This window comes from Halopenitus salinus, assembly GCF_042662125.1.
Taxonomy (GTDB): domain Archaea; phylum Halobacteriota; class Halobacteria; order Halobacteriales; family Haloferacaceae; genus Halopenitus; species Halopenitus salinus.
The window spans coordinates 64,231-87,925 of the sequence record NZ_JBHSXL010000004.1 but is presented as its reverse complement, the minus strand read 5'-3'; the positions used below and the strand labels follow the sequence as shown (position 1 = coordinate 87,925).

The window sequence follows — 23,695 nt, the reverse complement described above, 5'->3', positions numbered from 1 at the left end:
GTCACGTCTCGATGTCGAACGAGAGACTGCCGCCGTTTATGAACTCCCCGTAGGTGAGTTCGAACTCGACCGCGACATCGATCTCCGATCCGGGATCGACCTCGAGGTCCCGGGTTTCCGTCGCTTCCTCTTCTGGCGTCGTCGCCGTGACCACGAGCGTTCCGGTCCGCGTCTCCGACGCCGTGTTCTCGATCGTGGCCTCGACGAGGAGCCCCCCGTTCTCACGTTCGGAGAAGTCCCGATCCGCGAGTCGTAATCCGGGAGAGGGTGTGGCGGTCTCCGGGCCGGAACCCGGCGGCGTTCCGCCACTCGGGGGATGTCGTGGGCCTGAGGGAGGGCGTTCCCCGAGACAGCCCGCGACCACGGTCGACAGCGCCGCGGTCAAGAACCCCCGTCGTCGCATGTGCGAGGGTTCGCTCGGGGATACAAATGCTTGTCCCCATCCGCGGGGCGAAGCGGTCCCCGCTTCGACACCGGAGCCAGCCGGTGGGTTTTACGGGATCGCAACCGAGGTACGACCGTGCTTCGAAAGGACCACCTCCGCGTTTCGCGAGCGGGCGGAGGGTACGCGCCGACGTTCACCGACGAGGGTGACCGACCGCTCGCCGAGCGGCTCATCGGGACCTTCCGCGAGCACGTCGGAGACCGACGCGCGGAACTGGAGGCCGGCCTCTCGGATCTCGAGGCGGAGGCCGCCGACTTCAAGCTCGTCCGGGGGCTGGCGGCGCTCCTGGAACGCGAGGCCACCTTCGAGACGCGCTCGCCGCTCCCGCCGGAGCGGGCGCGAAGAAAGGCGTTCGAGGCCGCCGAATCGGTCGGCGTCGCCTCCGAGGAGGAGCGGGAACGAGCCCTCGAAGTCGCCGCGGACGGACTCGGGGTCGCTCCGACCGCGGTCGAGGAGTCGCTTTACGCCGACCGCGAGGCCGAGCAGGTAATGGTCGGGTTCGAGCCGCGCTGGGACGTGGAGACGCTTCTCGAGCGGTACGACCTCTCGCTCGCCCAGACGGCGCTGTTCGATGCGACGGAGGTCCGCGTCCGATCGGCCGACCCGAAACGGCTCGTGAGCGCCACGAAGCGGCTGGGGTTGATGTACGAGATCGAACGGACCGACGAGGGACGCGAGGTCGTCGTGACCGGCCCCGACTCCCTGTTTCGTGGCACCCGCCGGTACGGCACCGCCTTCGCCCGCCTGCTCCGGTCCGTCGCGGAGGCGCCGGAGTGGCGACTCACGGCCACGATCGACGACCGCGGCACGGAGCGGACGATGACGCTTTCCGAGGGCGACGTGACCGTTCCCGGCGTCGAGCCGCTCGCGGAGCCGACCTTCGACAGCGGCGTCGAGGCCGACTTCGCCGGACGGTTTCGATCCCTCGATCTCGACTGGGCCCTCGTTCGCGAGCCCGAGCCCCTGGAGACGGGAACGAGCGTGATGATCCCGGATTTCGCCTTCGAGTACGACCACGGGGACTTCAGCGTCTTCTTCGAAGTGATGGGCTTTTGGACCCCCGAGTACGTCGAGAAGAAGCTCTCTCAGCTCGAGACGGTCGAATCCGTCGAGCTGATCGTCGCGGTCGACGAGTCGCTCGGCGTCGGCGAGGAGATCGCCGCACGCGATCACCGGGTCGTGACCTACTCGGGGACCGTTCGGGTGAAGGACGTCGTCGACGTGCTCCGAGAGTACGAGTCGGAGCTCCTCGCCGAGGCGGCGTCCACGCTTCCCGACGTGCTCCGCCCGGACGAGGACGTCACGACGATCGAAGCCCTCGCGGCCCGACACGGGGTCGCGACCGACGCGCTCGACGGGATCTCCGTTCCGGAACACGAGCGGCTCGGGGGAACGCTCGTGCGCCCCGACGTCCTCGAGCGCCTCGACGATCGGATCGAGTCCGGGATGTCGTTAAACGAGGCCGAGTCCGTCCTGTCGGAGGTCGACATCGACGACGCGAGCACGGTACTGTCACGCTTGGGTTACCGCGTCGAGTGGGACGGGCTCGCCGGCGGAACGCTCCGTGAACGGAACTGAACCGCCTCGAGAGACTCTCTATCGGCGATCGAGTGCGCGTCGAGTGATCATCGAGCGATCGGCTCCGGAGTAGCATTTCTATATAGCGAAATGTGATTCATTCGTCTCCCGTCGATCCGCTACCGTATCGCCCTCGAACTTCTCGAGGTCGAGAGGGATCGATGAAATATTCGACGAGCGATCCTACACCAGTCGATAGACGTTCGCCTCGTAGATCCGGCGGACGCGGTCGCCCCAGTTGTGGGTGTAGGTGTCGATGATGTCGTCGGCGACGTCGCCACGGAGGTACTTCACGACGCCGCGATCCCCGGTCCGCTCGCGTAGATGCGTGGTGAAGAAGTGCCGGAAGTAGTGGGGAGTGACGTTCTCGCTCGCCCCGCCGCCGGTGTGGTACCACCCGTGATCGCGGGCGTATTGCTCGATCACGTGACGGACGGACTCGGGGTCGATCCGCTCGCCCCAGCCGTCGGCGGTGGAGACGAGGAGGGGTTCTGCCGGCGAGACCGCGTCGGGACGGACCGCGAGCCACGCCTTCAACACGGTCGCCAACTCGTCGTCGATCGGTATCACCGTATCCCGTTTACGCTTGTTTGCGGCGGTCCGAACTTCCCCGTTTAGCGACTGGCCGACGCGTGCATCCCCGGTGACGTACAGCGAATCGGGGCGTCCATCGAGGGCCGCCCGCGTTCCGACCTCGTATGTGGCCTCGACGTTGGGATCCGAAAGCGCGACGTCACGCAGATCGAGGTTACACAACTCGCCCACGCGAACGCCGGTCTTCAACAGCGTAACCACGATGGCCCGATGGAGCGGATGTCGAATGCCGGCGACGAAGGTCCGCATGCTCGAGACGTCGATCTCGCGGCGGGACGGGTCCTTGTCGATCGACTCGTCCATCTCCTCCATCACGAGCGTCATCGGGTTCGCCTCGAAGACGCCTATCTGGGTCATGTAGGCGTAATAGCGGTGGAGATACGCCGCGTACGTCGCAACGGTGCTTTCCGCGAGATCGCCGCGCAGGGAGTGTACGAACGCCATACAGTCACGATGGGACGCTTCGGACGTGGACGTCCCTCGTTCGCTCAAAAACGCCTCGAAGCGGCGCAGAACGCGCTCGTAGGAACCCCTCGTCCGTTCGGTCTTTCCGTGATAGGTCAGGTCCTCGAGGAAGTACCCGATCGGGTCCTTGGGAGCCGGCTCCGTCTCCTGGCTACTCATCGATCAACACGTAGCCTCCCTCGCGGCCGCGATAGCGAACCGCGCCCTCGTCTTGGAGCCGGTCCAGCGTCTCCTCGAGTTGCGTCTCGATCTCCCCCGTGACCTCCTCGAGGAGGTCGTTCCAGGAGATCACCCCTTCCCGTTCGAGGATCGTTTGGATCCGGTCTTCGAGGTCGCCACCCCCGGGGTCAGGGTGCTGATCAGCGGGTTCCTCGACGGTCCGATCGTCGCCCCCGTCGAGGTCGAACCCGCGACGTCCCGCCTGCACCATCGTGCGGACGAACTCGCTTTGGGACATTCCGAGCTCGTCGGCGTGTTCGGACCATTCCTCCTTTTGATACGCCGGAACGTAGGTCCGCACCGACGTCCGATCCGTGTTCGGATCCTCGCTCATCGTCACTCGACGAGTCTCGCCGTGGGATAATCAATCTATCCCTATTTCCACGGATAAGAGCCCTTATCCAGAATAGTAGGTCCATATCTCCTCGCACATTGGTGCATATGGACTCGGATAAGCACTATTTAGTGCGATATATTCGGATAATCAAATGAGTCGAGTGTGGTGTTACGATCCCGTATAAGTCGATGAATGTCGATCGTCGAGATGTTCCGGTGGGATTTCAAGTTCCGATTCCGCGCTCGTCTTCGGTTCGAACCCTCGTTGGCCTCGCGTTCGATCTCACGTTCGAACCACCGCAGGCCGGGTCGGGTTCGCCGGCCGACTCGATCGACTGGAGAGGCGCGGATCGGTTCTCCGATGTGTCGAATCATTGGACCCCAAACTGGGCCTGGTTCGAGTGGATCGAGGAGATCGTCGCCGGAGGGAGGATACTCGATGAGGACACGGGGGGAAACGTCCGATATCCCGTCGTGGAGCAGTGTCCCGTCCGGCGTCCCGAAGGGGAGAAAGGCTTCCTACGGGGTGTGGTGATGGCGGGAACGTTCTCATGAGGTGATGCCGACCGCTTCGTTCAGTCTCGACACGCATTTGGGTCCGTTTTGATCCGCCCGGAGCCGATCCGATGTCCCGTCCGTAAACGAGTGTACCATCGGCTCGACGATCGGGAGACGTGCATCGATCGAGACCTCAACCGTCGATGGGCGTGATGTTCGGGGAAGATGGGCCGATTGATGGCGTGTGATACAGCAGTGACGGCGATACCTTCACGGGCGATACCGTCGATCCAGGTGCCATTCTCCGCCTCCACGTCGGCATGATCGCCTCGGAGGTCAAACTGTCGTTGGGAACCCGCGGAACGCGTTTCAGAATCACGGGCCGTCGCGATCGGCGTGGCCAGGGTAGTTCGAATTCGGCTTCGGGCAGCAGGTGATCGAACTGCGTGTGATCCATCGAGCGTCGAATCGTGGGCGACACGGTGGACGATCGGTTGTGCGCGACCTCACACCCTCTCGGTCTCGTGGGGTCTCGGGAGTCGATCGACTTCTCGAGGCGATCGATCTCGAACTCATAAATTATATTTCGCTATACTAAATCACCCCCCTGGCAGGCAGATCTTGGCGACGATCTCGTCGACGACACAGTAGCTGGCCGGGTAGCTGCAATCATTCAGTATCTCGCCAAGGACGTCCGTCATGGAGCGTTCGCCGGGGAAGCCGGCTGGCGATCGTTCGACGTTAGCCGACGGAGGATCCCGCCGGTTCGACGCGGTCATTTCTCGGTTAGCTCTCGAGTGCTGTCCTCGACGCTCTCGGCCGTGAAGACGCGCTCCTTCCAGCCGTCCCGGAACAATTCCTCGCGGCCTTCCTCGACGGCCTCGAGCGCGGCGTCCGAGAGGGGATACTCCACCTCATCGAAGATGACCGCGCTCTCGGTCCGGACGTGGCCCAGGACGAAGTCCCGTGCGGCCTCCTCCGGAATGCCCGCCTCCTCGACGACGTAGTCCATCGCTTCGCGGATCGCGTACAAACAGGTCGCGGTCACCGTCTCGACGAGAGCGGGTTCCATAAACGCCATCTGTTCGGTGGTGACCCGGTGTGCGTCCATCACGGGCGCGTAGATGTCGCGAGCGATCTCCTCTCCGCGATCGTAGTCCGATTCGGGCCCCTGGTGGAGCGCACAGACGATGTTCTGTTTTGCGAGGTCCTGACCGCCGAACAGGTCCCGTTTTGCCTCCGGGTCCGTCTCGTCGTTGAACAGGGGCGGGTGGCACGGGTGTGTAATGAAGTATGAGACGTCCTCGCGCGCGGGAAGCCCACCAGCGTAGGCGGCTGCGGGATCGAGCAGGATCACCATGGTCCCGGCGTCGAGTTCCGGAACGACGTCGTCGCAGACGTCGTCGATCACCGTATCCGGGACGGCCAGGATCACCACGTCGGCGCCGTCCAGTGCGGTTTCCTGTGATACTGCCGAGACGCCCCGATCGTCGAGCCGCTCGCGTCCCTCCGGTGCCGGCTCGACGTAGCGCATCTCGTAGTCGGAGTGATCTTCGAGCCGATCGACGATACGGAGCCCCATCTTCCCGCCGGCGCCGAGAAGTGCGGTCGCAGTGGACATGGTCCCGATTCACGGAAGGGGGACTTAGGGTTTGTGCGACGTTCACACCTAATCAGGGATGGCGGCCGTCGACTGCACCCTGTGGCTGAGAGGACGAGCTACCGACCTGAAACTCGACGTACTCGTGTTCACAGGGCGGACCGTTGGTTCCGAGCAGGCGCTTTTCGGTGAGATCCATCACGAAGCTGCCGCCGGTCTCGAGGCGATCCAGTTCGGGATCGTCCTCGTTGGGATGACGGCAGATGCTGTTCGGATGGTCGAAGTGATCCCGGAGCGCCTCCTTGATGTCTCCTTCGCCGATCTTATCGGCGTCCTCCGTCAGCAACCGTCGGAGTCTGGGCGCGCGACACAGCGTATCGGGGATGAGTCTCTCGAACTCGCTATTCATCGAGCTGGAGTCTTCGACGTGGTTGGTGTGAACGAGAAGACCGTCGTCGGGGTAGAGGTAATTGGCCGTCTCGGGCGAGAGTTCGAGGTCGATCATCTCCCCGCTCTCGTGGCCGACGATGACGTTCGCTGAACAGGCCCTATCTCTGGCGATCAGGGATTCGATGGCGGCATCCATTCGCTCGGATGCGAGTACTTCGCGGAACCGAACGTGGTACGGCTTCCGGAACGGTTCCTCTCCGTCGTGTTCGGTGACGAGTCCGTTGAGCGTCATCGCGAGACCCGCCTCGTTCACGCCGATCTTGCCGCCGACGATCCCGGCCTCGGTCATGACAACGTGATCGGCACCGTCCTCGAGTTCGACGTCCATCACGAACGTCTCCAACCCCGGCATCCAATCCCAGTTCTGGCCGACGTACGTGTGCCCGTCGTCCGAAAGCGAGTTCCGAACCCCGAAGGCCGTACACGCGTCCGGGAGCCCCTCGTTAATCTCGTCCGCGGCCTGCTTGAACGCGCTGTACATCACCTCGTACCGCGCGTTGAGGATCGTTACGTCCTCGATCGACAGCCCGCTGCCTTCGGCGACGCCCCGCATCTCTTCGGCATACGCCTCGTTTTCGTCCTCGATCAGGGGAACGAACTGCTCGGCCTGCTCGTAGACGGTCTCCTCGTCGGAGCCCTTGTGCTCGAACACGTCGAGGTAGATCTCGAGGTTCCGTTCGATCTCGTCCGCGAACTCCTCCCCGTGAGTGAGGCCCCGTTCGCGTGGTGAGCCAGTGAGCTTCAGACCCCGAATCGGACCGTCCTTCGAGGAACGTGCTTGCTTGGACATTACACACCACACGTCCGTCCGTAGGCATAAAGTAGTATTCCGGAGAGCGGAGTCGAGACGTCCGGATCCGGTATCCAAGCATCACGAAACCCGTCGTGTTCTCGAGTTCCGATCCCTCCGGAAGTCGTCGAAACGGGACGACCGAGGGGGACGATCGAGAGACACGATCGAGAGGGCAGACTGAGCGGAACGACAGAGAGGAACGACCGGGGTGGCAGAACCGATCCGCGTGGATGCGGCTCCGCGGTCTCAGTAACCCAGCCGTTCGCGAACGAGGACGACGGTCGTTCGTCCCTCCTCGAGCTCCTGGCGGAAGATCAGCTGTTTGGCGACGGCGCTCTCCACGCCGTAGGCGTCCTTCGCCCGTTCGTTCTCCAGGGGATAGGCGACCGATTCGAGCCGGTCGAGCGCGGCGTCGAGGTCGTCGACGATCTTGTTCACGCCGCTGACGATGACCACGTTGCCGGCAGCGAAGGGGTAGGCGCCGATGCGGCTCCCCGAGCGGTCGGCCGCGACCAGCTCGCCGGTCCCTGCGATCGCGTTGATACCGCCGAGGAAGTAGTCGGCCGTCTGGGACTCGCGGCGAGCGGCCTGCCGCTCGGCGTCGTCGTCGATGCTCCAGATCTCGTCGGGGAGGCTCTCCCACTCGTGGTCGCCCTCGCTCAGGTATTCGTCGAACCCGATCTCCTCGAGGGTCGTCGAGTGGCCGTTCATGACCGAGGCACCCGCCGGAACGTGCGACTGGATGGTCTCGAGGGCCCCCTCGGCGCTCTCGACGACGACGACTTCGAAGCCGTTGGCCTCGAGGTTCGCCACCGTCTCGTCGATGGCGTCGTCGTCGGGTAGGTCGTCGAGCGATGCGTCGATCTCGGTCTCGTCTACGTAGGTTGATTTTTGCGACATGGGGAAACGGTCGGGTCGTGTGCATCCATCGGTAGTGGCGGACGACGCATAAGCGCTCGCGGACGCCGGTGTCAGGTAGTGACCCGAGTGTTACCGACGGAGCCTGGGAATGGAGACGGGAGCGATCGGGGGGCGTTCGGGGAACGATCGGAAAGCGTCCGGAAAACGTTCGGGAAGGAACAGGAACCGACCGGGAAGCGATACGGAATCGGTCAGGGCGTGATGACCGCGCGGCCGTCGATCTCGCCGTGTTCGAGCTTCTCCGCCACCGTGTTGATCTCCGCGAGATCGTAGCGGGTGGTGTGGAGGTCGACGTCGCCGCGCTCGACGAGCCGCACCAGCTCCTGCAGTTCCGTGTAGCGCCCGACGAGGGTGCCACGGTAGGAGAACTCTCCGTCCACGAGGGCCTGTGACGGCTCGTGAACGTGCCCACCGTATCCCACCACGTGGTGATCGGCGCCGGGTGCGACGATGTCGGGGGCGTAACCGGTGGTCGCGTCTGCGCCGACGAAGTCGATAACCTGTTCGGCGCCGTGGCCGTCCGTGAGGTCGTCGATCACGCTCGGAACGTCCTCGCTCGTCGGATCGACGGTGTGGCGGGCGCCGAGCTCCTCGGCCAGCTCGCGCGCGCTCTCCTTGACGTCGAGCGCGATGATGTCGGCTGCGCTCATCGCGTCGAGACACTGGAGGCCGATGTGACCGAGGCCGCCGACGCCGATGACCACCGCCGGATCGCCGGGATTCAACTCGTCGACCGCCTTCTTGACGGCGTGGTAGGCGGTGATGCCGGCGTCGGCGTGGGGGGCGATGTCGATCGGCTCGACCCCGCCCGGAAGCGGGATCGTCGCGCGCTCGCTCGTGAGCAGATACTCCGCGAACCCGCCGTCGGTCGTGAGGCCGGGGAAGGCGAGGTTCTCACAGTACATGTCCTCGCCGAGCCGGCACTGTCGACACTCGCCGCAGGTCATCACCGGGTGGCAGATGACCGGATCGCCGACCGAGACGGTTTGCACCTCCTCGCCGACCGCGACGACCTCGCCCGCGTTCTCGTGGCCGAGCGTCATCGGAAGGTCCTGTTCGACGTAGTCGGTCCACATCCCCTCGATGATGTGGTTGTCCGTCTGGCACCAGCCGGCGCCCTGCACCCGAACGACGACGTCGTCCGACCGTGTGACCTCGGGACGATCGACCTCGTCGATCGAGAGCGCCTCGGACATCTCCTCCGTGTACTCGTGGAGTCTCGCGGCTTCCATGGACGTCCGTAGGTGGTCCCGGAATTTACATAAAAGTTCGCTATAGATCCGCCAGCTAACTAAATGATAAACGATGATGTTTATGTGTTATCAGCACCCATGATACGTCGAGATGTACCAGACAGACGAGGGAGAGGACGTGTTCGTCATCGACTCCCACGTGCACTTTTGGGACGCGAGCGAGGAGAACATCGTCCACGAGGGCGGCGAGGAGTTCATCCGCTGTTTCTACGACTATCACACGGGCTTTACGCCCGAGGATCGCGAGTGGAGCCTGGAGGAGTACCGCAAGTACTCGAGCGATCGGATGCTTCGTGACCTGTTCGCCAACGGCGCCGTCGACATGGGCATCTTCCAGCCGACGCACCTCCACGAGTTCTACGACGAGGGGTTCAACACCGTCGACGACAACGCCGCGTTGGCCGCCGATCACCCCGAGCGGTTCATCACGAACGGGCGGTTCGATCCCCGCGAGGGTGAGGCGGGGCTGCACGAGCTCGAGCGACAAAAGGAGGAGTACGACATCGACGGCGTGAAGCTCTACACCGCCGAGTGGCGCGGCGACTCGAAGGGGTGGCGTCTCGACAGCGAGGAGGCGTTCCGCTACCTCGAGAAGTGTGCGGACCTCGGCATCGAGAACATCCACCCGCACAAGGGCCCGACCATCCGTCCGTTGAACCGGGACGCCTTCGACGTGGCCGACGTCGACGACGCCGCGACGTCCTTCCCCGAGCTCAACTTCGTCGTCGAGCACGTCGGCCTCCCGCGGCTCGACGACTTCTGTTGGATCGCCGCCCAGGAGCCGAACGTCTACGGCGGTCTCGCCGTCGCCGCGCCGATGGCACAGAACCGCCCGCGGAAGTTCGGAGAGATCATGGGCGAGCTCCTCTACTGGCTCGGCGAGGACCGGCTGCTGTTCGGCAGCGACTACGCGCTTTGGAACCCCGACTGGCTCGTCGAGTGCGTGATGAACGCGGAGCTCACCGACGACCAACGGGACGAGTACGGCGTGGATCTCTCGCTCGACGTGATGCGGAAGATCATGGGCGAGAACGCCGCCGACCTCTACGACATCGACATCGAGGAGCGGAAACGGCAGTTCCGCGAGGACGGCGTCACGGAGGCGTTCGGCCTGGAGTCCCACTACGCCGAGACCGGGTCGGCGGCCGATTGATCATGTCGAAGCGATCCACGCGGGAGGACGACTCCGCACCCGAGGACGGCACACTCGGGAGCCCCGAATCCGAGAACGACGCCACTCAGGAGGGCGATCGTCCCTCCCGCGAGCGCGTGCGCGAGGCGCTCGCGTCGGTGACCGATCCCGAACTCGACCGATCGATCGTCGAGCTGGAGTACATAGACGAGATCCGGTTCGAGCCGGACGGGACCGTCCGCGTCGCCTTCACGCTGCCGACGGCGTGGTGTTCGCCGGCGTTCGCGTGGATGATGGCGGGCGACTCCCGGGACGTCGTCGAGTCGTTGCCGGGCGTCGATCGGTGTCGGATCGAGCTTCGAGAACACATGCACGAGCGGGAGGTCAATCGTGGGATCAACGAGGGGATCGACTTCGCGGAGGCGTTCCCGGACGCCGAGGACGGGATCGCGGACCTCCGTGAGACCCTCGACGAGAAGGCGGTCCTCTCCCGGCAGTACCGCGCGACGGAGGCGCTTCTCGCCGCCGGCCTCGATCTCGAACAGATCGCGCTCCTCGAGCGGTCGGACCTGGATCGCGAGATCGCCGACAGCAGGATCGCGGTCGCCGTCCCCGACCGGGGCTTCGAGGTGACCGTTCCCGCCGAGCCGCTGGAGCGGTACCTCGAGAAGGCCGCGGCGCTGGACCGCTTCGAGCGGAGCGAACGGCTGTTCCGGACGCCGGACGGGGACGCGATCGATCCCGACGACGCCGAACTCGTCCACCGGCGCGCGCGACTGGCTCGGGTGAACATGGACGGGCAGGGCGGCGTCTGTGACGCGCTCCACGAGTCGCGTCAGTCGGCGCTCGCCGAGTGATTCGGGGTCGGATCGGGTCGAGAACGATCGGGTTCGGCGAGGCGTTCAGTCGTCATCCCACTCGCCGGTTCCGGGGCGGGCCAGACCGTACCGGCCCCGCTCCCGGAAGGCCTCGCTGTCCCAACCGCAGTTCGGACAGCTCCCGCGGTCGTACTCGAAGTCGTTGCCGCACCGGAGGCACCGGTCGTCGTCGCTCATGTGTGTGGGATGGTGCCACGGGACGGTAACTGTTGTGGCGACTCCGACTGTTGTCGTGGTCGTGGTCGTTCGCACAGATCGCGCCCGTGGCACGGTAGCGGCGGTCGACCCCGCGGTCCGGCCTCACACGGAGAGCGCGGAGGCGGACTCGGGGCGAACGAGCCGGTCGCGCACGCGGTCGATCGCGCCCGAGGTCTCGGCGGCGTTGCGCATGAGGACGGTCTCGCTCGGAAAGAGGTGCTCGCCGAGAACGAGTCCGTGCTCGCGCGCGGTCGACCCCGTCACGGTCAGGTAGACGCCGAGGCCCGTCTCGGCGATGGCGGCCTCCTCCTCGCCGTGGTCGGGATCGGGATAGGTGAACGTGAGGTCGGCGGTCGCGTCGGTGCCGAGCACCGCGGTCACGAGCCGCTCGTAGCGCGGCGAGATGCAGAAGTCGCCGCCGAAGTCGGTCACGAACGAGCGGTCGAGGTCGGCGCCGGCCGGCAGCAGTTCCGGCGTGGCCATGAGCGTGTGATACACCGTGTCTCCGAGGCCGGTGACCACGCGGACGTCCGACTCGCGGGGATCGATGCGGTCGTTCACGTCCGCGAGCCCCTCGACGCCGGCCGGGCGCAGCTCGACGACCTCCTCCAAGACGAGGTCGGCCGAGTCGAACCCGAGCGCGAACTCGTGGGTCCGAAGCGAGCGGAACGGCTCCTCGCGACCGATCAGCTCGACGGGAACCCCGTCCACGTCGACCCGGACGGCGTCGAAGACGATCCGGCGCGGCATTCCCTCGCGATCGTCACGAAGCAGGGTGTACTCGGGGGCGTAGGGATCCGCGGGCGTCGAGTAGTCGGCGAGCCGCTCGTAGGGTCCTCGGTCGGCGGCGAGTTCGCCCTTCGTCACGGCCTTCTCGTAACGGAGCGTCGAGGTGACGTCGTCGGCGAGCGTCGCCACCTCGAGGCCGGCCACGTTCGCGAAGCGGTCGAGGACGGCCTCGAGCGGCCGTCCCTTTCGGGGGACCGCGATCGGTACCGGCGTGGTCATCGTCGCCACTCCGGGCTGGAGGTTCAAACGGATTGCGTTCCGACCCGAGGCGGCGAGTGCGGGTCGCTTTAGGTCCCGAAGGCGTCGTTGAGGCGTTCGCGGAACTCCTCGAGTTCGGCGAGCTCCCGGTCGATCCGCTCGATCTCCGACTCGAGGTCCGCGACGTCGTCGCCGGCGTCCTCCACGTCCCGGACCCGTGAGTCGAGGTCCGCGAGGTCCTCGCGCACGTCGCCGATCTCCGTATCGAGGCCGTCGACGGTTCCCTCGAGGTCCTCGACCGTTTCTGCGAGCCCGTCGAGCTCCGCGAGCTGCGCTTCTGCGTCGTCCATCCGATCCGTCGCGGCGGAGAGATCGTCGGCGATCGAGTCGATCTCGTCCTCGAGATCCGCGAGACCGTCCTCGAGCCCGGCGCGCTCGTCGGCGGCCTCGTCGGCTCGCCCCTCGAGGTCGTCCATCCGGTCCGAGACTTCCTCGACGCGCGATTGGGCCCGCTCGAGAACCTCCGAGGCCGTGCCCTGCTCGTCGATGAACTCCTCGAGGGCGTCGGAGTAGGCGGCCAGGTCCTCCATGCGCGACTGGAGGCGGCTGATCCGAACGTCGACGCTTCGGGGGACCTCTACGTCGGCGTCGTCCGAATCGAGATCGAGTTCCGAACGCAGGAGTTCCAGATCGGCGTCGTCAATCTCTCCCGCCCGGATCTCGGCCGCCAACGCGGCCGCGACCGATCCGGACTCGGATAGATCCTCGTCATCGGTTCGGGTCTCGGATTCGTCCGTCCCGGCCTCGGATTCGTCAGCGTCGTCCGCCGACGATTCGCGGGAACCGGCCGTCACCGCGGGGCTCGTCCCGGCGGAATCGACCGGACGCGGGTCGGGCCGCGGGGACGTCTCGTCGTCTCCGGCGTCCGCCGCCGCGGCATCGACGGTCTCGTCGTCCTCGCCGTCGGCGGTCGCCGCGTCGGCGTCGGTTACGGACGAACCGTCGGATGAGGACGAATCGTCGGTCGTCGACGAACCGTCGCTCGAGGGTGACTCGTCCGTCGAGTCCATGCCCGGAAGCGACTCCCGGTCGCCCGAGATGACCTCGCGAACCGGAGCGGTCCCGTCGGCGCCCAACACGTCCTCCATGGGCTCGCCCTCCGGGACGTGATCGACGGACGGCAGCGAGAGGAACGACTCCGGATCGATCCCGTCGCCGCGGATCCCGTAGACCGTTTGGACCGTCTCGCCGGGCTCGAGGAGCCGCTCGAACTCGACCCGGTGGTCGCTGTAGGCCGTCCAGTGTTCGCTCTCGAACTCCGGGTGGAAGCCGACCCGCTCCATCGGGAACGACTCCGGGATCGTGTCGGTCACTCGGATCCGAACCGGCTCGTCCCGCGTGGACTCGAAGTGGAACGTGACCGCGGGAACGGGGAACTCGTCGGTGGAAAACGACTTTCGGACCGAGATCCCGTCCTCCTCGAGAACGCGCTCCGTCGTCGACTGCGAATCGCTCATGGAACATCGGTTCGCGAGTAGCCTCTTAAAACGTGGGGGCCGAATATCACGCGGGAGAATCGATCGCCTCGACGGTGCCCTCGTTCGCGGCGCGCGATCCGGTCAGCCAGGGGACGTGATCCGGGTGGCGATCGGATGTGACGGGTTCGATCCGGTTACAGATCCACGCGATCGCCGATCTCCGCGATCCGAAGCGACCGCGGGTACTCGAAGCTCCGCACGTGCGGGTGCAGCGCGGTCGGGTCGGCGGTGAGCCCCTTCCACATGTCCCAGTGGGTGGGCAGGAGGCGGTCGGCACGGATCGCCCTGGCGGCGTCGACGACCTCGTTCTCGTCCGCGTACCACTTGGTGTAGGCGGGCTCGCGCGTCTCCTTGTCGGGGATCGTCCCGGCCGAGCCGAACGCGAGGATGCCGAGATCGACGTCGTATCGCTCGCCGACGGCCTCGAGCACCGCCGAGTGTTTCGTATCGCCGCCGTGGAAGATCGCCGCGTCGTCGTGGCGGATCACGTACCCGACCGGGTGGGTCGCGTCGGGGTCGTGGACCTCGACGACGTCGACCGCGAACCCGCCGACTCGAACGGTGTCCCCCTCCTCGATCTCGGTGAACTGGTCGTCGGAGACGTCCCACCGGTCGGTCCAGTTCTCCTCGCGTGCGACCGCGAGCGAGTCGTCCGGGCCAATGAGGTCCGCGTCGGTGCCCGCGAGGATCGGCGCCTGCGAGGGGCCGTGAACGTGGTCGGTGTGCTCGTGGGTGACGAACAGCGCGTCGGCGTCGGTCACGTCCGCCGGATCGAATGGAACGGGGATCATCCGGGTCGTCCGCGGCGGGTCGCCGGTCCCCAGGTACGGATCGATCCACAGGACCGTCCCGTCGGAGCCCTTGATCGCGAAGCCGTTGCAGCCGAGGTACCAGAGCGCGACCGTCTCGGGGTCCGCATCCGCGACGGCGCGTGGCAGCCAGTCGCCCCAGTCCGAGTGAACCATGTCCCGGCATCGAACCGGCGGCACCCTAACCGTTGCGGAGACCGGAAGGGGATCGCTCCCCGTCTCGAAACGACCGTTTCGGAGGAGGACTCCGTTTCCCCGGCCTCGAAGCCGTCCCCGCCATCTCCAAACGATGGAAACCTACACAAGGGGTCGGGTAGACCCTCCGGACATGAGTCCCTGCCGCGAGCCGGTCTCGTCGGTCAACGAGACGATCGGCGAGACGCCCCTCGTTCGCGTCCACGCGTCCCCGGATTCGGTGCCGGTGTACGCGAAGCTCGAGTCGTTCAACCCGGGCGCGAGCGTCAAGGACCGCATCGGGAAGTACATCCTCGAGCGGATGCTCGATCGCGGCGACCTCGAACCCGGCGGCACCGTGATCGAGCCGACAGCGGGGAACACGGGGATCGGGATCGCGGTCGCGGCCGGCCAGCTCGACCTGCAGGCCGTCTTCGTCGTCCCCGAGCGCTTCTCCGTCGAGAAACAGCAGCTGATGCGCGCGCTCGGGGCCGACGTGATCAACACGCCGAGCGAGGAGGGGATGGGCTACGCCATCGATCGCGCCCACGAGCTCGCGGACGAGCTCGACAACGCCGCCGTTCCCCAGCAGTTCTCGAACCCGCTCAACGTCGAGACGCATCGCGAGACGACCGCGCCGGAGATCGACGACGCGCTCTCGGGCGAGGTCGGCGCCATCGTGATCGGCTGTGGCACCGGCGGGACGCTCATGGGGCTCGCGGAGTACTTCCTCGAGCGCGAGCCCGACACCCACGTCGTCGCGGTCGAGCCCGAGGGGTCGGCCTACCGGGAGTTCCTCGGCGAGGAGGTCGAACACGAGGCGTACAAGACCGAGGGGATCGGGACTCACGACGTCGAGACGAACGACCTGTTCGATCCCGACCTGGTCGACGCCATCGAGACGGTTCCGGACCGGGAAACCCACGAGGAGATGTCGCGGCTCGCCGCGGAGGAGGGCCACATCGTCGCCTCCTCGTCGGCGGCGAACTGCGTCGCGGCACGGACCGTCGCGGAGCGCATCGATCGCGGCGAGCTCGACGTTCCCCACGACGCCGTGGTGACGATGTTCCCCGATTCGGCCGAGCGGTACCTCTCGAAGGGCGTCTACCGGTCCTTCGAGGAGTGGACGTCGTGACCGCGGTTTCCCGGTGGCGACTCCTTGCTGCGGTCAGATCGCCGATTCCGCACCGCAGTCGGGACACTCGAGCGTCGGGGTTCCGTCGACCATCGCGAACCGGAGATATTCGCTCTCGCCGCACTCCTCACACGGGCCGGCGACCCGAACGTCGGTCGACTCCTGTGGGGTGCCCATCGCGAGCGCGCGGAGGGGCTCGTCCGACTCGTTGCGCCCCTGCTGGTACTCGCCGGGCTCGAAGCGGACCAGCTGTCCCGCGCTCACGGTGACCGTCTCCGTCTCGGCCGTCGGACTCGGGGCCGTCTCGAAGGTCGCCTCGCCCTCGAGGACGAGGAACGTCTCCTCCTGGTCGAGGTGCGCGTGGAGGCCGCCGGTGAACGCCTCGCCCGGATCGAGCGCGTAGTAGTTCATCGCGAAGTCCTCGGCGTCGAGGGGCTCCGAGACGCTGGCGCGGTTCTGCGGGCCCTCTGCGGCATCGAGGTCGTCGACGTCGATCGTTTGCATGCGGATTCGAATACGGCCCGGAGCGTGAACAAGGTACTGCACGGAGGTGTGGGTGAGCAACTCCACGAAACGTTTTCGGTGATCCCTCCCGTGAGGCGGGTATGTCCACGACGATCACGACACCGGACGCGGACGAGACGTGTGCGTACTGTGGGTCGCGTATCTTCGATCACGACCCGATCTGCGTCCGCGATTGTGAGGACGACTGTGGGTCGCCTCGGTATTTCTGCAACTACGCCTGTCTCTCGGCCCACATCGACGAGAACGAACTCACCACGGGCGATGCGTGTGAGTGGAATCCGGACGAAATCGGGTGTTGTTAGCTCCGTGTGAACCGCTGTGAGCAGTCCGTGTGCACCTACCTGAGCCGGCCGTGTTCGACCTTCATACAGCGGTCCTGGACGACCGCGATCCCGGCCGCCTCCGCGCGCGCCGCCGCCTCGTCGTTGCGGATGCCGAGCTGGAGCCAGAGCCCGGCGACGTCGCCGGCGGCATCGCGCCTGGCGAGGACGCCGTCGACCACCGCGGGGACGTCCTCGCTCGGCCGGAACACGTCGACGACGTCGATCTTGACGTCCGCGGGGACGTCCGTGAGCCGGTCGTAGGCCGTCTCGCCGAGGATCGACTCGGCGTTGGGGTTGATCGGCACGATCCGGTAGCCGTGTTCCTGGAGGTACTTCGGCACCCGATGGGCGGCCTTCTCGGGCGAGCGCGAGCAGCCGACCACGGCGATCGTCTCCGCGTCGAGCAGGCCGTCGATGACGTCGTCGCTCATGGGCGAACCTACGCGACCCCGGGTGAAAAATACACGCCGGCGGGGTCGGGGACGCCGCACCATCGATGCGACCGGCGAACGCTCCGACTCCTCAGACGACCCGGTTCGCGAGCGCCTCGTCCGCCTCGAGCCGCCTGCAGTTCTCGCGGACGATGGCCGCCACCCGGTCGACGTAGTCGCGCGTCGCGGCGGCGGCGTGGGGGGTGACGACGACCTCGTCCATCTCCCAGAGCGGAGAATCGTCGGGCAGCGGCTCGGGATCGGTCACGTCGAGGGCGGCGCCGGCGAGCCCGCCCGCCCGGAGTTCCTCGACGAGCGCGTCCTGGTCGACGACCCGGCCGCGCGCGACGTTGACGAGGTAGGCGTCCTCGGACATCGCCGAAAGCTCGTCGGCCCCGACGAGCCCGCGGGTTCGCTCTGTGAGCGGGACCGTCAGGACGACGAACCGCGCGTCGGAGACGGCCGCGTCGAGCGCGTCCGGGGCGTACAGCTCGTCCACGTGTTCGACCGGAACGGGCGTCCGCCGCACGCCGACGACGTCCATGCCGATCGCGTCGGCGCGGGTCGCCACGCCGCGACCGAGGGTTCCAAGCCCGACCACGCAGACGGTCTCGCCGCGGAGCGTGAACGGGACGTTCCAGTCGGGGTACTCCCACTCGCGCGTCGCCTCGGCGTCGCGGTGGTCGTGGAGCCGCCGGGCGAACTGCAGCATGTAGCCGAGGACGGTCTCGCCCACCGCGTCGCCGTGAATGCCGGTGCTGTTGGTCAACGCGACCGAGCGCGCCTCGAGGTCTCCGAGGGGAAACGTGTCGACGCCCGCGAGGACGCAGTGGACCCAGTCCGGGTCGGCGGCCAGCAGGTTCTCGCGGTACTCGAAGGTGACGAGCGCGTCGTACTCGCCCGGAGCCGCGTCCTCGGGGAGCGTCTCGAAGCTCACGGGAACGTCCTCGAGACGCTCGGCGAGCACCTCGGGAGGAAACAACTCGCGTACGGACGGGTCGATCGCGATCGTCTGCGGTGGCTGCATGCCTGCGAGTGCGGCCGAGACCGACATAGTCGTTGTCCCGCCGGCGAGATCGCATCCGGTCGGCGCGCGCCGGGAGGTCCTCACTCCCCCATGTGACCGCACCGACCCGACTCCTCGTCGAAACAGCGTGGACACTGCGAACGACGATCGATGAGCGTCGACAGCCGCTCCGCGACCTCGGGGTCGAGAACCGGCTCGATCGCCTGCGCCTCCTCGCGGTATCCCTCGACGTCGAGGACGTCCCGCAGGAATCGCTGGAGGATACACGAGTTCTCGAGAAGCGATCGACCTCGGGCGCGACCCCGCTCGGTCAGCCGCACGCCCTCGTACTTCTCGTACCGGAGCAGATCCCGGTCGTCGAGCTTGGCGAACATCTCGGTCGCGCTCGAGGGGTGGACGTCCAGCACGTCCGCGACCGCGCCCGTGGTGACGTGTGTGTCCCCCTCCCGTGATCGCTCGAGAGCGTAGATCGCCCTCAGGTATCGATCCGGCGAGCTCATGACCGGAGCGAACGCCCCATCGTTCTCGGGAGGGTTCGGTCAACCGCGGGACCGGACGATCGCCAGATCGAACGCATCGGTTTTAGGTTCACCTAAATCCATATGTATCCTTCGCTTCCGGCGGGTATTCGCGGGGGTCCCGGGCGAACGAACACGGAGCGGCCGGCGACGGTCCGCCACCGGATCGAACGCGCCTGAATGTCCTTTGAGTATCATTTCGTGGTCGATCGAGAGTCTCGCATCGCGCCTCCAAAACGGCGGAATACCGACGCTCAGAACGCTGAATCCGGGTCTGACCGGGTTGAGATGGTTTTGGGCGTGCCTAAACTATACGTATTCTGACAAGATTTATGTGGATGGGCCACCAAGGAGGAGGTATGAGCACCAAGGAGACGCTCCGTCGCGAGGCGGGAACCGTCGAGGAAAACGCCGTCAGGATCGACGTCGAGAAGGCCGAACAGGTGATCGACGCGTTGAACACCGACCTCGCGGCGACGTACGTCCTCTACCACCAGCTTCGCAAGCACCACTGGAACGTCGAGGGCGCGGAGTTCGAACAGCTCCACGACTGGTTCGGCGACGCCGCGGAGGACGCGGAGGACAACGCCGACGACATCGCAGAGCGGGTCCAGGCGCTCGGCGGCGTTCCGATCAGCGGGCCGAGCACGCTCGAGTCGCACGCGCCCGTCGAGTTCGAGGGCGAGGACGTCTACGACGTCCGCACGTCGATGGAACACGACCTCGAGATGTACGGCGACGTCATCGAGTCCGTGCGCGACCACGTCTCGCTGGCCGAGGACCTCGGGGACTACGCGACCGGCGAGCTGCTCCGTGACGTTCTCGAGGACCTCGAGGACGGCGCCCACGAGATCGAACACTTCCTCGAGGACGACACGCTCGTCCTCGAGGAGGCGACCCACTGAGATGCGAGGACGATGACCGACGGACAGATCGGTCTGATCCGCGAGCCCGACGTCGGCGAGCGACGCCAGGAGTGGGGAACCGTCGGCGACAACGAGCTCCGGCTCGACCGCGAGGAGGCCGAACGGGTGATCGACGCGCTCAGCGTCGACCACGCCGGGTCGTTCAACCTGTTTTACCTCCTCCGCAAGCACTACTGGACCGCCGAGGGCGCCGAGTTCCACGAGGTGGCCGAGTTCCTCGAGGACGCGTACGAACGCGTCCGGTCGATCAACGACGACCTCGCCGTTCGGATCGTCGAACTCGGCGGGGTCCCGCCGAACACCCCGCCGACCATCCAGGACCACGCCGAGGTCCACCTCGAAGCCGAGGACCTCTACGACCTCCGGGCCTCGCTCGAGGGTGATCTCGAGGGGTACGCGACGCTGGTCGCGAGCATGCGCGAGCACGTGGGACTCGCGGAGGAGCTGGGAGACTCCGGGACCGGAGAGCGCCTCCGGGATCACCTCCGGGAGCTCGAGGCGGACGCCGACGAGATCGAACAGATGCTCGAGGACGACACGCTCGTCCGGGAGGGCGCACTCGGATAACCATGGCGAGTACACCACACCTTCGGAGACCCGAGGCGGGGCGCGTCCGCCGCGAGTGGGACACGGTCGGCGAGAACGACCTCCGACTCGATCGGGAGACCGCGAAACGGTCGATCGACGCGTTGAACGCCGAGCTGTCGGGGCTCTACCTCCTGTTCAACCAGGTTCGCAAACACGGCTGGCTCGTCGAGGGGGCGGAGTCGAACGACGTCGGCGACTTCCTCGAGGACGCCGCCGACCGGCTGAGCGGGATAACCGACGACTTCGCGATCCGCGTCCACGCGCTCGGCGGCGTGCCGGTCTGCGGTCCGATGGGGATCAGACAGCACGCGCCCATCCACATCGAGCCGGCCCACCACTACGACGTGCGGTCGTCGCTCGAACGCGATCTGGACGGCTACGCGACGCTCGCGGTGCGGATGCGCGAGCACGTCGAACGGGTGGAGGAACGCGGCGACGAAACGACCGGCGAGCTGCTACGCGAACACCTCAAAACGCTCGAGGAGGACGCACACGCGCTCGAGAGATTCCTCGCGGACGACACGCTGGTTCGACGCTGATCGGAGGGCAGTTCGAAAGTCGGTTCGGAATTCGATCGGAGGGATCGGGCGCTCAATCCGACGGCGTGACCGTCGTGTCGCTCGCGATCCACCCGTCGGTGTTGCCCGGTTCGGTGAGGACGGTCCGCTCGGAGTGAATTTCGTAGACGTTCAACTCGGGAGCATCGTCGATCCGGGAGTCGTCGGCCGAATCACTCGCCGCGTCGGCGTCCGACGGCCGGCTGCGAGACGTTGTCATCGATTCGTTTAGGGAGGCCTAAAAAGAAAAAGGTTCGGATAGCGGTGGACAGGGTTAAGCCGATCTCGGATCAATGATCGTGTAGTATGTCCCAACAGGTAGCTTCCGAACTCGAGGTCGACGAGTACACGCTCGGTCTTGTCGGGCCCGACCAGGAGTGGGCCGGAACCGTCGCCGACGGCGGGATCGTCCGGACGCACACGCCGCCGGCCTGCTGGGGGCCGATGATCACGCCGAAGTTCCGCGGCGGCCACGAGGTGACGAAGCCGATCGCCGTCGAGGGTGCCGAGGTCGGCGACGCGATCGCCATCACGATCCGCGACATCGAGGTGACGAGCGTCGCGACGAGCACCGGGTCGATGGAGGAACGCGAGGGAGCCTTCGGCGACGACCCGTTCGTCGACCACAAGTGTCCCGAGTGCGGCACGGAGTGGCCCGAAAGCGTCGTCGAGGGGACCGGCGAGGAGTCGATCCGGTGTAGCGAGTGCGGCGCGAACGCCTCATCGTTCGCCTTCGAGTACGGCATCACCGCCGTCTTCGACGACGACTACGAGGTGGGGATCACGGTCGACGAGGAGGCCGCCGGAGAGCTGGCGGAGAACGCGGCCGAGGCGATCGCGCTCCCGGAACACTCCAGACAGCACCCGATCCTGCTGTACGGCCCCTCGGAGATGCCCGGCACGCTCGGCCACCTCCGGCCGTTCGTGGGGAACATCGGGACGACGCCGCCGATCGAGATGCCCGACTCCCACAACGCCGGCGACTTCGGGCAGTTCCTGATCGGCGCCGGCCACGACTGGGGGCTCGCCGACGAGGACGAGCTCGAACAGCGGACGGACGGGCACATGGACGTCAACGCGGTCCGCGAGGGCGCGGTCCTGATCTGTCCGGTGAAGGTCGACGGTGGCGGGATCTACGTCGGCGACATGCACGCCAACCAGGGCGACGGCGAGCTCGCCCTCCACACCACGGACGTGAGCGGTCACGCGGAGTTCGAGGTGGAGGTCATCCAGGGGCTCGACATCGACGGTCCCCTCCTTCTGCCCAACGAGGAGGATCTCTCGCACATCGCGAAGCCGTACAGCGACGAGGATCGCGAGCGCGGCCGCGCGCTCGGCGCGGAGTACGGCGTGGACGTCGAGACGGACATGGGTCCGATCCAGGTGATCGGCTCGGGCGCGACGATCAACGACGCCACCCAGAACGCCTTCGACCGCGCGGGCGACCTGCTCGGGATGAGCGAGGGCGAGGTTCGCACCCGGTGTACGTTCACCGGCGGGGTCGAGATCGGTCGCCTGCCGGGCGTCGTCCAGCTCACGATGCTCGCGCCCATGGACGTCCTCGAGGACCGTGGGATCGGCCACCTCGTCCGCGAGCAGTACGACCTATAAGCGGGGTCACCCGCCGCGCATCGCCGGGTGAACGCCGATCGTGGCGTCCGCCGAACAGGTGTCCTCGAGCGCCGCGGACTCGCCGTCGATCGAGACGCGGACGCTCGATTCGAACGCCCCGTCGTCGTCGACGAGATGCGGCTTCGTCCGAGGGTACGCCTCGATCAGCGCCTCGAGCGCCTCCGCGACCGTCCCGCCGTCGAACTCGACGTCGACCCGCTTGCCGCCGGTCGCGGCGCGAAGCGGACCGTAGACGGTGATCTCCATGGTGGACCTTGCGCGTCCGAGATGATAAACTGGGGTGGGGAGGATCGAAATCCCGGACCGCGGGCCGAGTCGACGAGACGCCGGCTCCCCGCGACCGGGGAAGGTTCATTGTCACCGGTCGTCACGGGTCGAGCATGGTCCGGATCGACGTCAACTGTGATATGGGCGAGAGCTTCGGAAACTGGTCGATGGGGCGCGACGAGGAGGTGATGCCGTACGTCACGTCGGCCAACATCGCGGGGGGATATCACGCCGGAGACCCACACGTCATGCGCGAGACGGTAGCGCTCGCGGCTGAGCACGACGTGGGGATCGGCGTCCATCCGGGACTACCCGACAAGATGGGATTCGGCCGTCGAACGATGGACGCGACGCCGCGGGAACTTCGGGAGTACGTCGTCTATCAACTCGGTGCACTGTCGGCGTTCGCCGAGGCGAACGGATCGTCGATCCAACACGTGAAACCCCACGGCGCGATGTACTCGATGCTCTCCGAGAGCCGGGAACACGCTCGAGCCGTAATGGAGGGTATACTGGAGGTGGACCCGGACCTGATCTACTTAGCAACCGATATGAACATCTACGAAGTCGCGGAGGAGATCGAGGGGCTACGATGCGTATTCGAGGGATACGTGGACCTGACCTATCGGGCGGACCGCAGCCTCATCGTCGAACGTGAGAAGCGGGGTCTCGATCCGGAACTCGTCGCGGACCGCTTTGTGAACATCGCCCTTGAGGGACGAGTGGAGGCCGCCAACGGCGAGACGATAGACGTGCCGGCCGACAGCATCTGTATCCACGGCGATACGCCGAACGCGGTGGAGATCCTCGAGACCATCCACGATCGTATCGAGGCGTACGACGTCGAACTGGCCCCGCTGTCGACGATCGTTTGAGCCGTCCGAGGTCGTGGGCGTCG

General features: G+C 66.4%; 27 protein-coding genes. 10 read left to right on the top strand and 17 right to left on the bottom strand.

Annotation, left to right across the window (positions count from 1 at the left end; all coding sequences use genetic code 11):
- Window position 1: 1 nt before the first annotated feature.
- Window positions 2-403 carry a hypothetical protein gene (locus ACFQE9_RS05650; RefSeq protein WP_379741631.1) on the bottom strand — a complete coding sequence of 134 codons (402 nt, stop codon included), beginning with the start codon at window positions 401-403 and terminating at the stop codon, window positions 2-4.
- Between the two features lie 117 nt (window positions 404-520).
- Here ACFQE9_RS05650 and ACFQE9_RS05645 point away from each other — a divergent pair, with 117 nt between their 5' ends.
- Window positions 521-2,023: a DUF790 family protein gene (locus ACFQE9_RS05645; protein ID WP_379741628.1), complete on the top strand. Its 1,503-nt coding sequence runs from the start codon at window positions 521-523 to the stop codon at window positions 2,021-2,023.
- A 183-nt stretch (window positions 2,024-2,206) separates the two neighbouring features.
- Here ACFQE9_RS05645 and ACFQE9_RS05640 read toward each other — a convergent pair whose 3' ends face one another.
- The 6 genes from ACFQE9_RS05640 to ACFQE9_RS05615 form a co-directional block, all read right to left on the bottom strand.
- Window positions 2,207-3,241, bottom strand: coding sequence for a tyrosine-type recombinase/integrase (locus ACFQE9_RS05640; RefSeq protein ID WP_379741625.1), 1,035 nt, complete (start codon window positions 3,239-3,241; stop codon window positions 2,207-2,209).
- Complete coding sequence (locus tag ACFQE9_RS05635) at window positions 3,234-3,635, bottom strand: DUF5805 domain-containing protein (RefSeq protein ID WP_379741622.1); 402 nt, start codon at window positions 3,633-3,635, stop codon at window positions 3,234-3,236. The genes ACFQE9_RS05640 and ACFQE9_RS05635 overlap by 8 nt, the downstream gene beginning before the upstream one ends.
- 1,275 nt (window positions 3,636-4,910) lie before the next feature.
- Complete coding sequence (locus ACFQE9_RS05630; protein ID WP_379741619.1) at window positions 4,911-5,756, bottom strand: phosphogluconate dehydrogenase C-terminal domain-containing protein; 846 nt, start codon at window positions 5,754-5,756, stop codon at window positions 4,911-4,913.
- Window positions 5,757-5,808: 52 nt separating this feature from the next.
- Entirely contained in the window at window positions 5,809-6,975 is a 1,167-nt protein-coding gene (locus ACFQE9_RS05625; protein WP_379741616.1) for a C45 family autoproteolytic acyltransferase/hydolase, read from the bottom strand.
- Between the two features lie 249 nt (window positions 6,976-7,224).
- A complete protein-coding gene (locus tag ACFQE9_RS05620) occupies window positions 7,225-7,878 on the bottom strand; it encodes a lactate utilization protein (RefSeq protein WP_379741613.1) in 654 nt (217 codons plus the stop codon).
- Window positions 7,879-8,090: 212 nt separating this feature from the next.
- Window positions 8,091-9,131: an NAD(P)-dependent alcohol dehydrogenase gene (locus ACFQE9_RS05615; RefSeq protein WP_379741611.1), complete on the bottom strand. Its 1,041-nt coding sequence runs from the start codon at window positions 9,129-9,131 to the stop codon at window positions 8,091-8,093.
- Window positions 9,132-9,243: 112 nt separating this feature from the next.
- On the opposite strand from ACFQE9_RS05615, the gene ACFQE9_RS05610 reads away from it, so the two are divergent.
- Entirely contained in the window at window positions 9,244-10,305 is a 1,062-nt protein-coding gene (locus ACFQE9_RS05610) for an amidohydrolase family protein (RefSeq protein WP_379741608.1), read from the top strand.
- A gap of 2 nt (window positions 10,306-10,307) precedes the next feature.
- Window positions 10,308-11,141, top strand: coding sequence for a metal-sulfur cluster assembly factor (locus ACFQE9_RS05605; protein WP_379741605.1), 834 nt, complete (start codon window positions 10,308-10,310; stop codon window positions 11,139-11,141).
- A gap of 45 nt (window positions 11,142-11,186) precedes the next feature.
- On the opposite strand, the gene ACFQE9_RS05600 is transcribed toward ACFQE9_RS05605, so the two are convergent.
- The 4 genes from ACFQE9_RS05600 to ACFQE9_RS05585 all read right to left on the bottom strand — a co-directional run bounded on the left by ACFQE9_RS05600 (window position 11,187) and on the right by ACFQE9_RS05585 (window position 14,850).
- Window positions 11,187-11,339: a hypothetical protein gene (locus ACFQE9_RS05600; RefSeq protein ID WP_379741602.1), complete on the bottom strand. Its 153-nt coding sequence runs from the start codon at window positions 11,337-11,339 to the stop codon at window positions 11,187-11,189.
- Window positions 11,340-11,462: 123 nt separating this feature from the next.
- Entirely contained in the window at window positions 11,463-12,368 is a 906-nt protein-coding gene (locus tag ACFQE9_RS05595) for a hypothetical protein (RefSeq protein ID WP_379741599.1), read from the bottom strand.
- Between the two features lie 68 nt (window positions 12,369-12,436).
- Window positions 12,437-13,864: a hypothetical protein gene (locus tag ACFQE9_RS05590; RefSeq protein WP_379741596.1), complete on the bottom strand. Its 1,428-nt coding sequence runs from the start codon at window positions 13,862-13,864 to the stop codon at window positions 12,437-12,439.
- A gap of 155 nt (window positions 13,865-14,019) precedes the next feature.
- Window positions 14,020-14,850, bottom strand: a complete 831-nt coding sequence (locus ACFQE9_RS05585) for an MBL fold metallo-hydrolase (RefSeq protein ID WP_379741593.1) — start codon at window positions 14,848-14,850, stop codon at window positions 14,020-14,022.
- Window positions 14,851-15,022: 172 nt separating this feature from the next.
- Between ACFQE9_RS05585 and ACFQE9_RS05580 the strand changes: the two genes are divergently transcribed.
- Complete coding sequence (locus ACFQE9_RS05580; RefSeq protein ID WP_379741590.1) at window positions 15,023-16,003, top strand: PLP-dependent cysteine synthase family protein; 981 nt, start codon at window positions 15,023-15,025, stop codon at window positions 16,001-16,003.
- Between the two features lie 33 nt (window positions 16,004-16,036).
- Here ACFQE9_RS05580 and ACFQE9_RS05575 read toward each other — a convergent pair whose 3' ends face one another.
- Entirely contained in the window at window positions 16,037-16,507 is a 471-nt protein-coding gene (locus tag ACFQE9_RS05575; protein WP_379741587.1) for a cupin domain-containing protein, read from the bottom strand.
- 101 nt (window positions 16,508-16,608) lie between these two features.
- Here ACFQE9_RS05575 and ACFQE9_RS05570 point away from each other — a divergent pair, with 101 nt between their 5' ends.
- Window positions 16,609-16,830: a hypothetical protein gene (locus tag ACFQE9_RS05570; RefSeq protein WP_379741584.1), complete on the top strand. Its 222-nt coding sequence runs from the start codon at window positions 16,609-16,611 to the stop codon at window positions 16,828-16,830.
- 35 nt (window positions 16,831-16,865) lie between these two features.
- On the opposite strand, the gene ACFQE9_RS05565 is transcribed toward ACFQE9_RS05570, so the two are convergent.
- From ACFQE9_RS05565 to ACFQE9_RS05555, 3 genes are all read right to left on the bottom strand, one after another.
- The gene (locus ACFQE9_RS05565; RefSeq protein ID WP_379741581.1) at window positions 16,866-17,282 is read right to left on the bottom strand and encodes a CoA-binding protein; all 417 of its coding nucleotides are present in this window, start codon (window positions 17,280-17,282) and stop codon (window positions 16,866-16,868) included.
- Window positions 17,283-17,373: 91 nt separating this feature from the next.
- Window positions 17,374-18,309: a D-2-hydroxyacid dehydrogenase gene (ddh, locus tag ACFQE9_RS05560; RefSeq protein ID WP_379741579.1), complete on the bottom strand. Its 936-nt coding sequence runs from the start codon at window positions 18,307-18,309 to the stop codon at window positions 17,374-17,376.
- Between the two features lie 80 nt (window positions 18,310-18,389).
- Window positions 18,390-18,809, bottom strand: a complete 420-nt coding sequence (locus ACFQE9_RS05555; RefSeq protein ID WP_379741576.1) for a metal-dependent transcriptional regulator — start codon at window positions 18,807-18,809, stop codon at window positions 18,390-18,392.
- 377 nt (window positions 18,810-19,186) lie between these two features.
- Here ACFQE9_RS05555 and dpsA (ACFQE9_RS05550) point away from each other — a divergent pair, with 377 nt between their 5' ends.
- From dpsA (ACFQE9_RS05550) to dpsA (ACFQE9_RS05540), 3 genes are read left to right on the top strand one after another with little or no spacing between them, the layout of a single operon-like run.
- The gene (dpsA, locus tag ACFQE9_RS05550; RefSeq protein ID WP_379741573.1) at window positions 19,187-19,732 is read left to right on the top strand and encodes a DNA starvation/stationary phase protection protein DpsA; all 546 of its coding nucleotides are present in this window, start codon (window positions 19,187-19,189) and stop codon (window positions 19,730-19,732) included.
- Window positions 19,733-19,744: 12 nt separating this feature from the next.
- Window positions 19,745-20,320 (top strand): DNA starvation/stationary phase protection protein DpsA, encoded by a 576-nt coding sequence (dpsA, locus tag ACFQE9_RS05545; RefSeq protein WP_379741570.1) that lies wholly within the window; start codon window positions 19,745-19,747, stop codon window positions 20,318-20,320.
- A gap of 2 nt (window positions 20,321-20,322) precedes the next feature.
- A complete protein-coding gene (dpsA, locus tag ACFQE9_RS05540; RefSeq protein ID WP_379741567.1) occupies window positions 20,323-20,880 on the top strand; it encodes a DNA starvation/stationary phase protection protein DpsA in 558 nt (185 codons plus the stop codon).
- 52 nt (window positions 20,881-20,932) lie between these two features.
- On the opposite strand, the gene ACFQE9_RS05535 is transcribed toward dpsA (ACFQE9_RS05540), so the two are convergent.
- Window positions 20,933-21,118 (bottom strand): hypothetical protein, encoded by a 186-nt coding sequence (locus ACFQE9_RS05535; protein ID WP_379741564.1) that lies wholly within the window; start codon window positions 21,116-21,118, stop codon window positions 20,933-20,935.
- A gap of 86 nt (window positions 21,119-21,204) precedes the next feature.
- On the opposite strand from ACFQE9_RS05535, the gene ACFQE9_RS05530 reads away from it, so the two are divergent.
- Window positions 21,205-22,509: an acetamidase/formamidase family protein gene (locus ACFQE9_RS05530; protein ID WP_379741561.1), complete on the top strand. Its 1,305-nt coding sequence runs from the start codon at window positions 21,205-21,207 to the stop codon at window positions 22,507-22,509.
- 6 nt (window positions 22,510-22,515) lie between these two features.
- On the opposite strand, the gene ACFQE9_RS05525 is transcribed toward ACFQE9_RS05530, so the two are convergent.
- The gene (locus ACFQE9_RS05525) at window positions 22,516-22,776 is read right to left on the bottom strand and encodes a ubiquitin-like small modifier protein 1 (protein WP_379741558.1); all 261 of its coding nucleotides are present in this window, start codon (window positions 22,774-22,776) and stop codon (window positions 22,516-22,518) included.
- A 134-nt stretch (window positions 22,777-22,910) separates the two neighbouring features.
- Between ACFQE9_RS05525 and ACFQE9_RS05520 the strand changes: the two genes are divergently transcribed.
- A complete protein-coding gene (locus ACFQE9_RS05520) occupies window positions 22,911-23,672 on the top strand; it encodes a LamB/YcsF family protein (protein WP_379741555.1) in 762 nt (253 codons plus the stop codon).
- Window positions 23,673-23,695 lie beyond the last annotated feature (23 nt).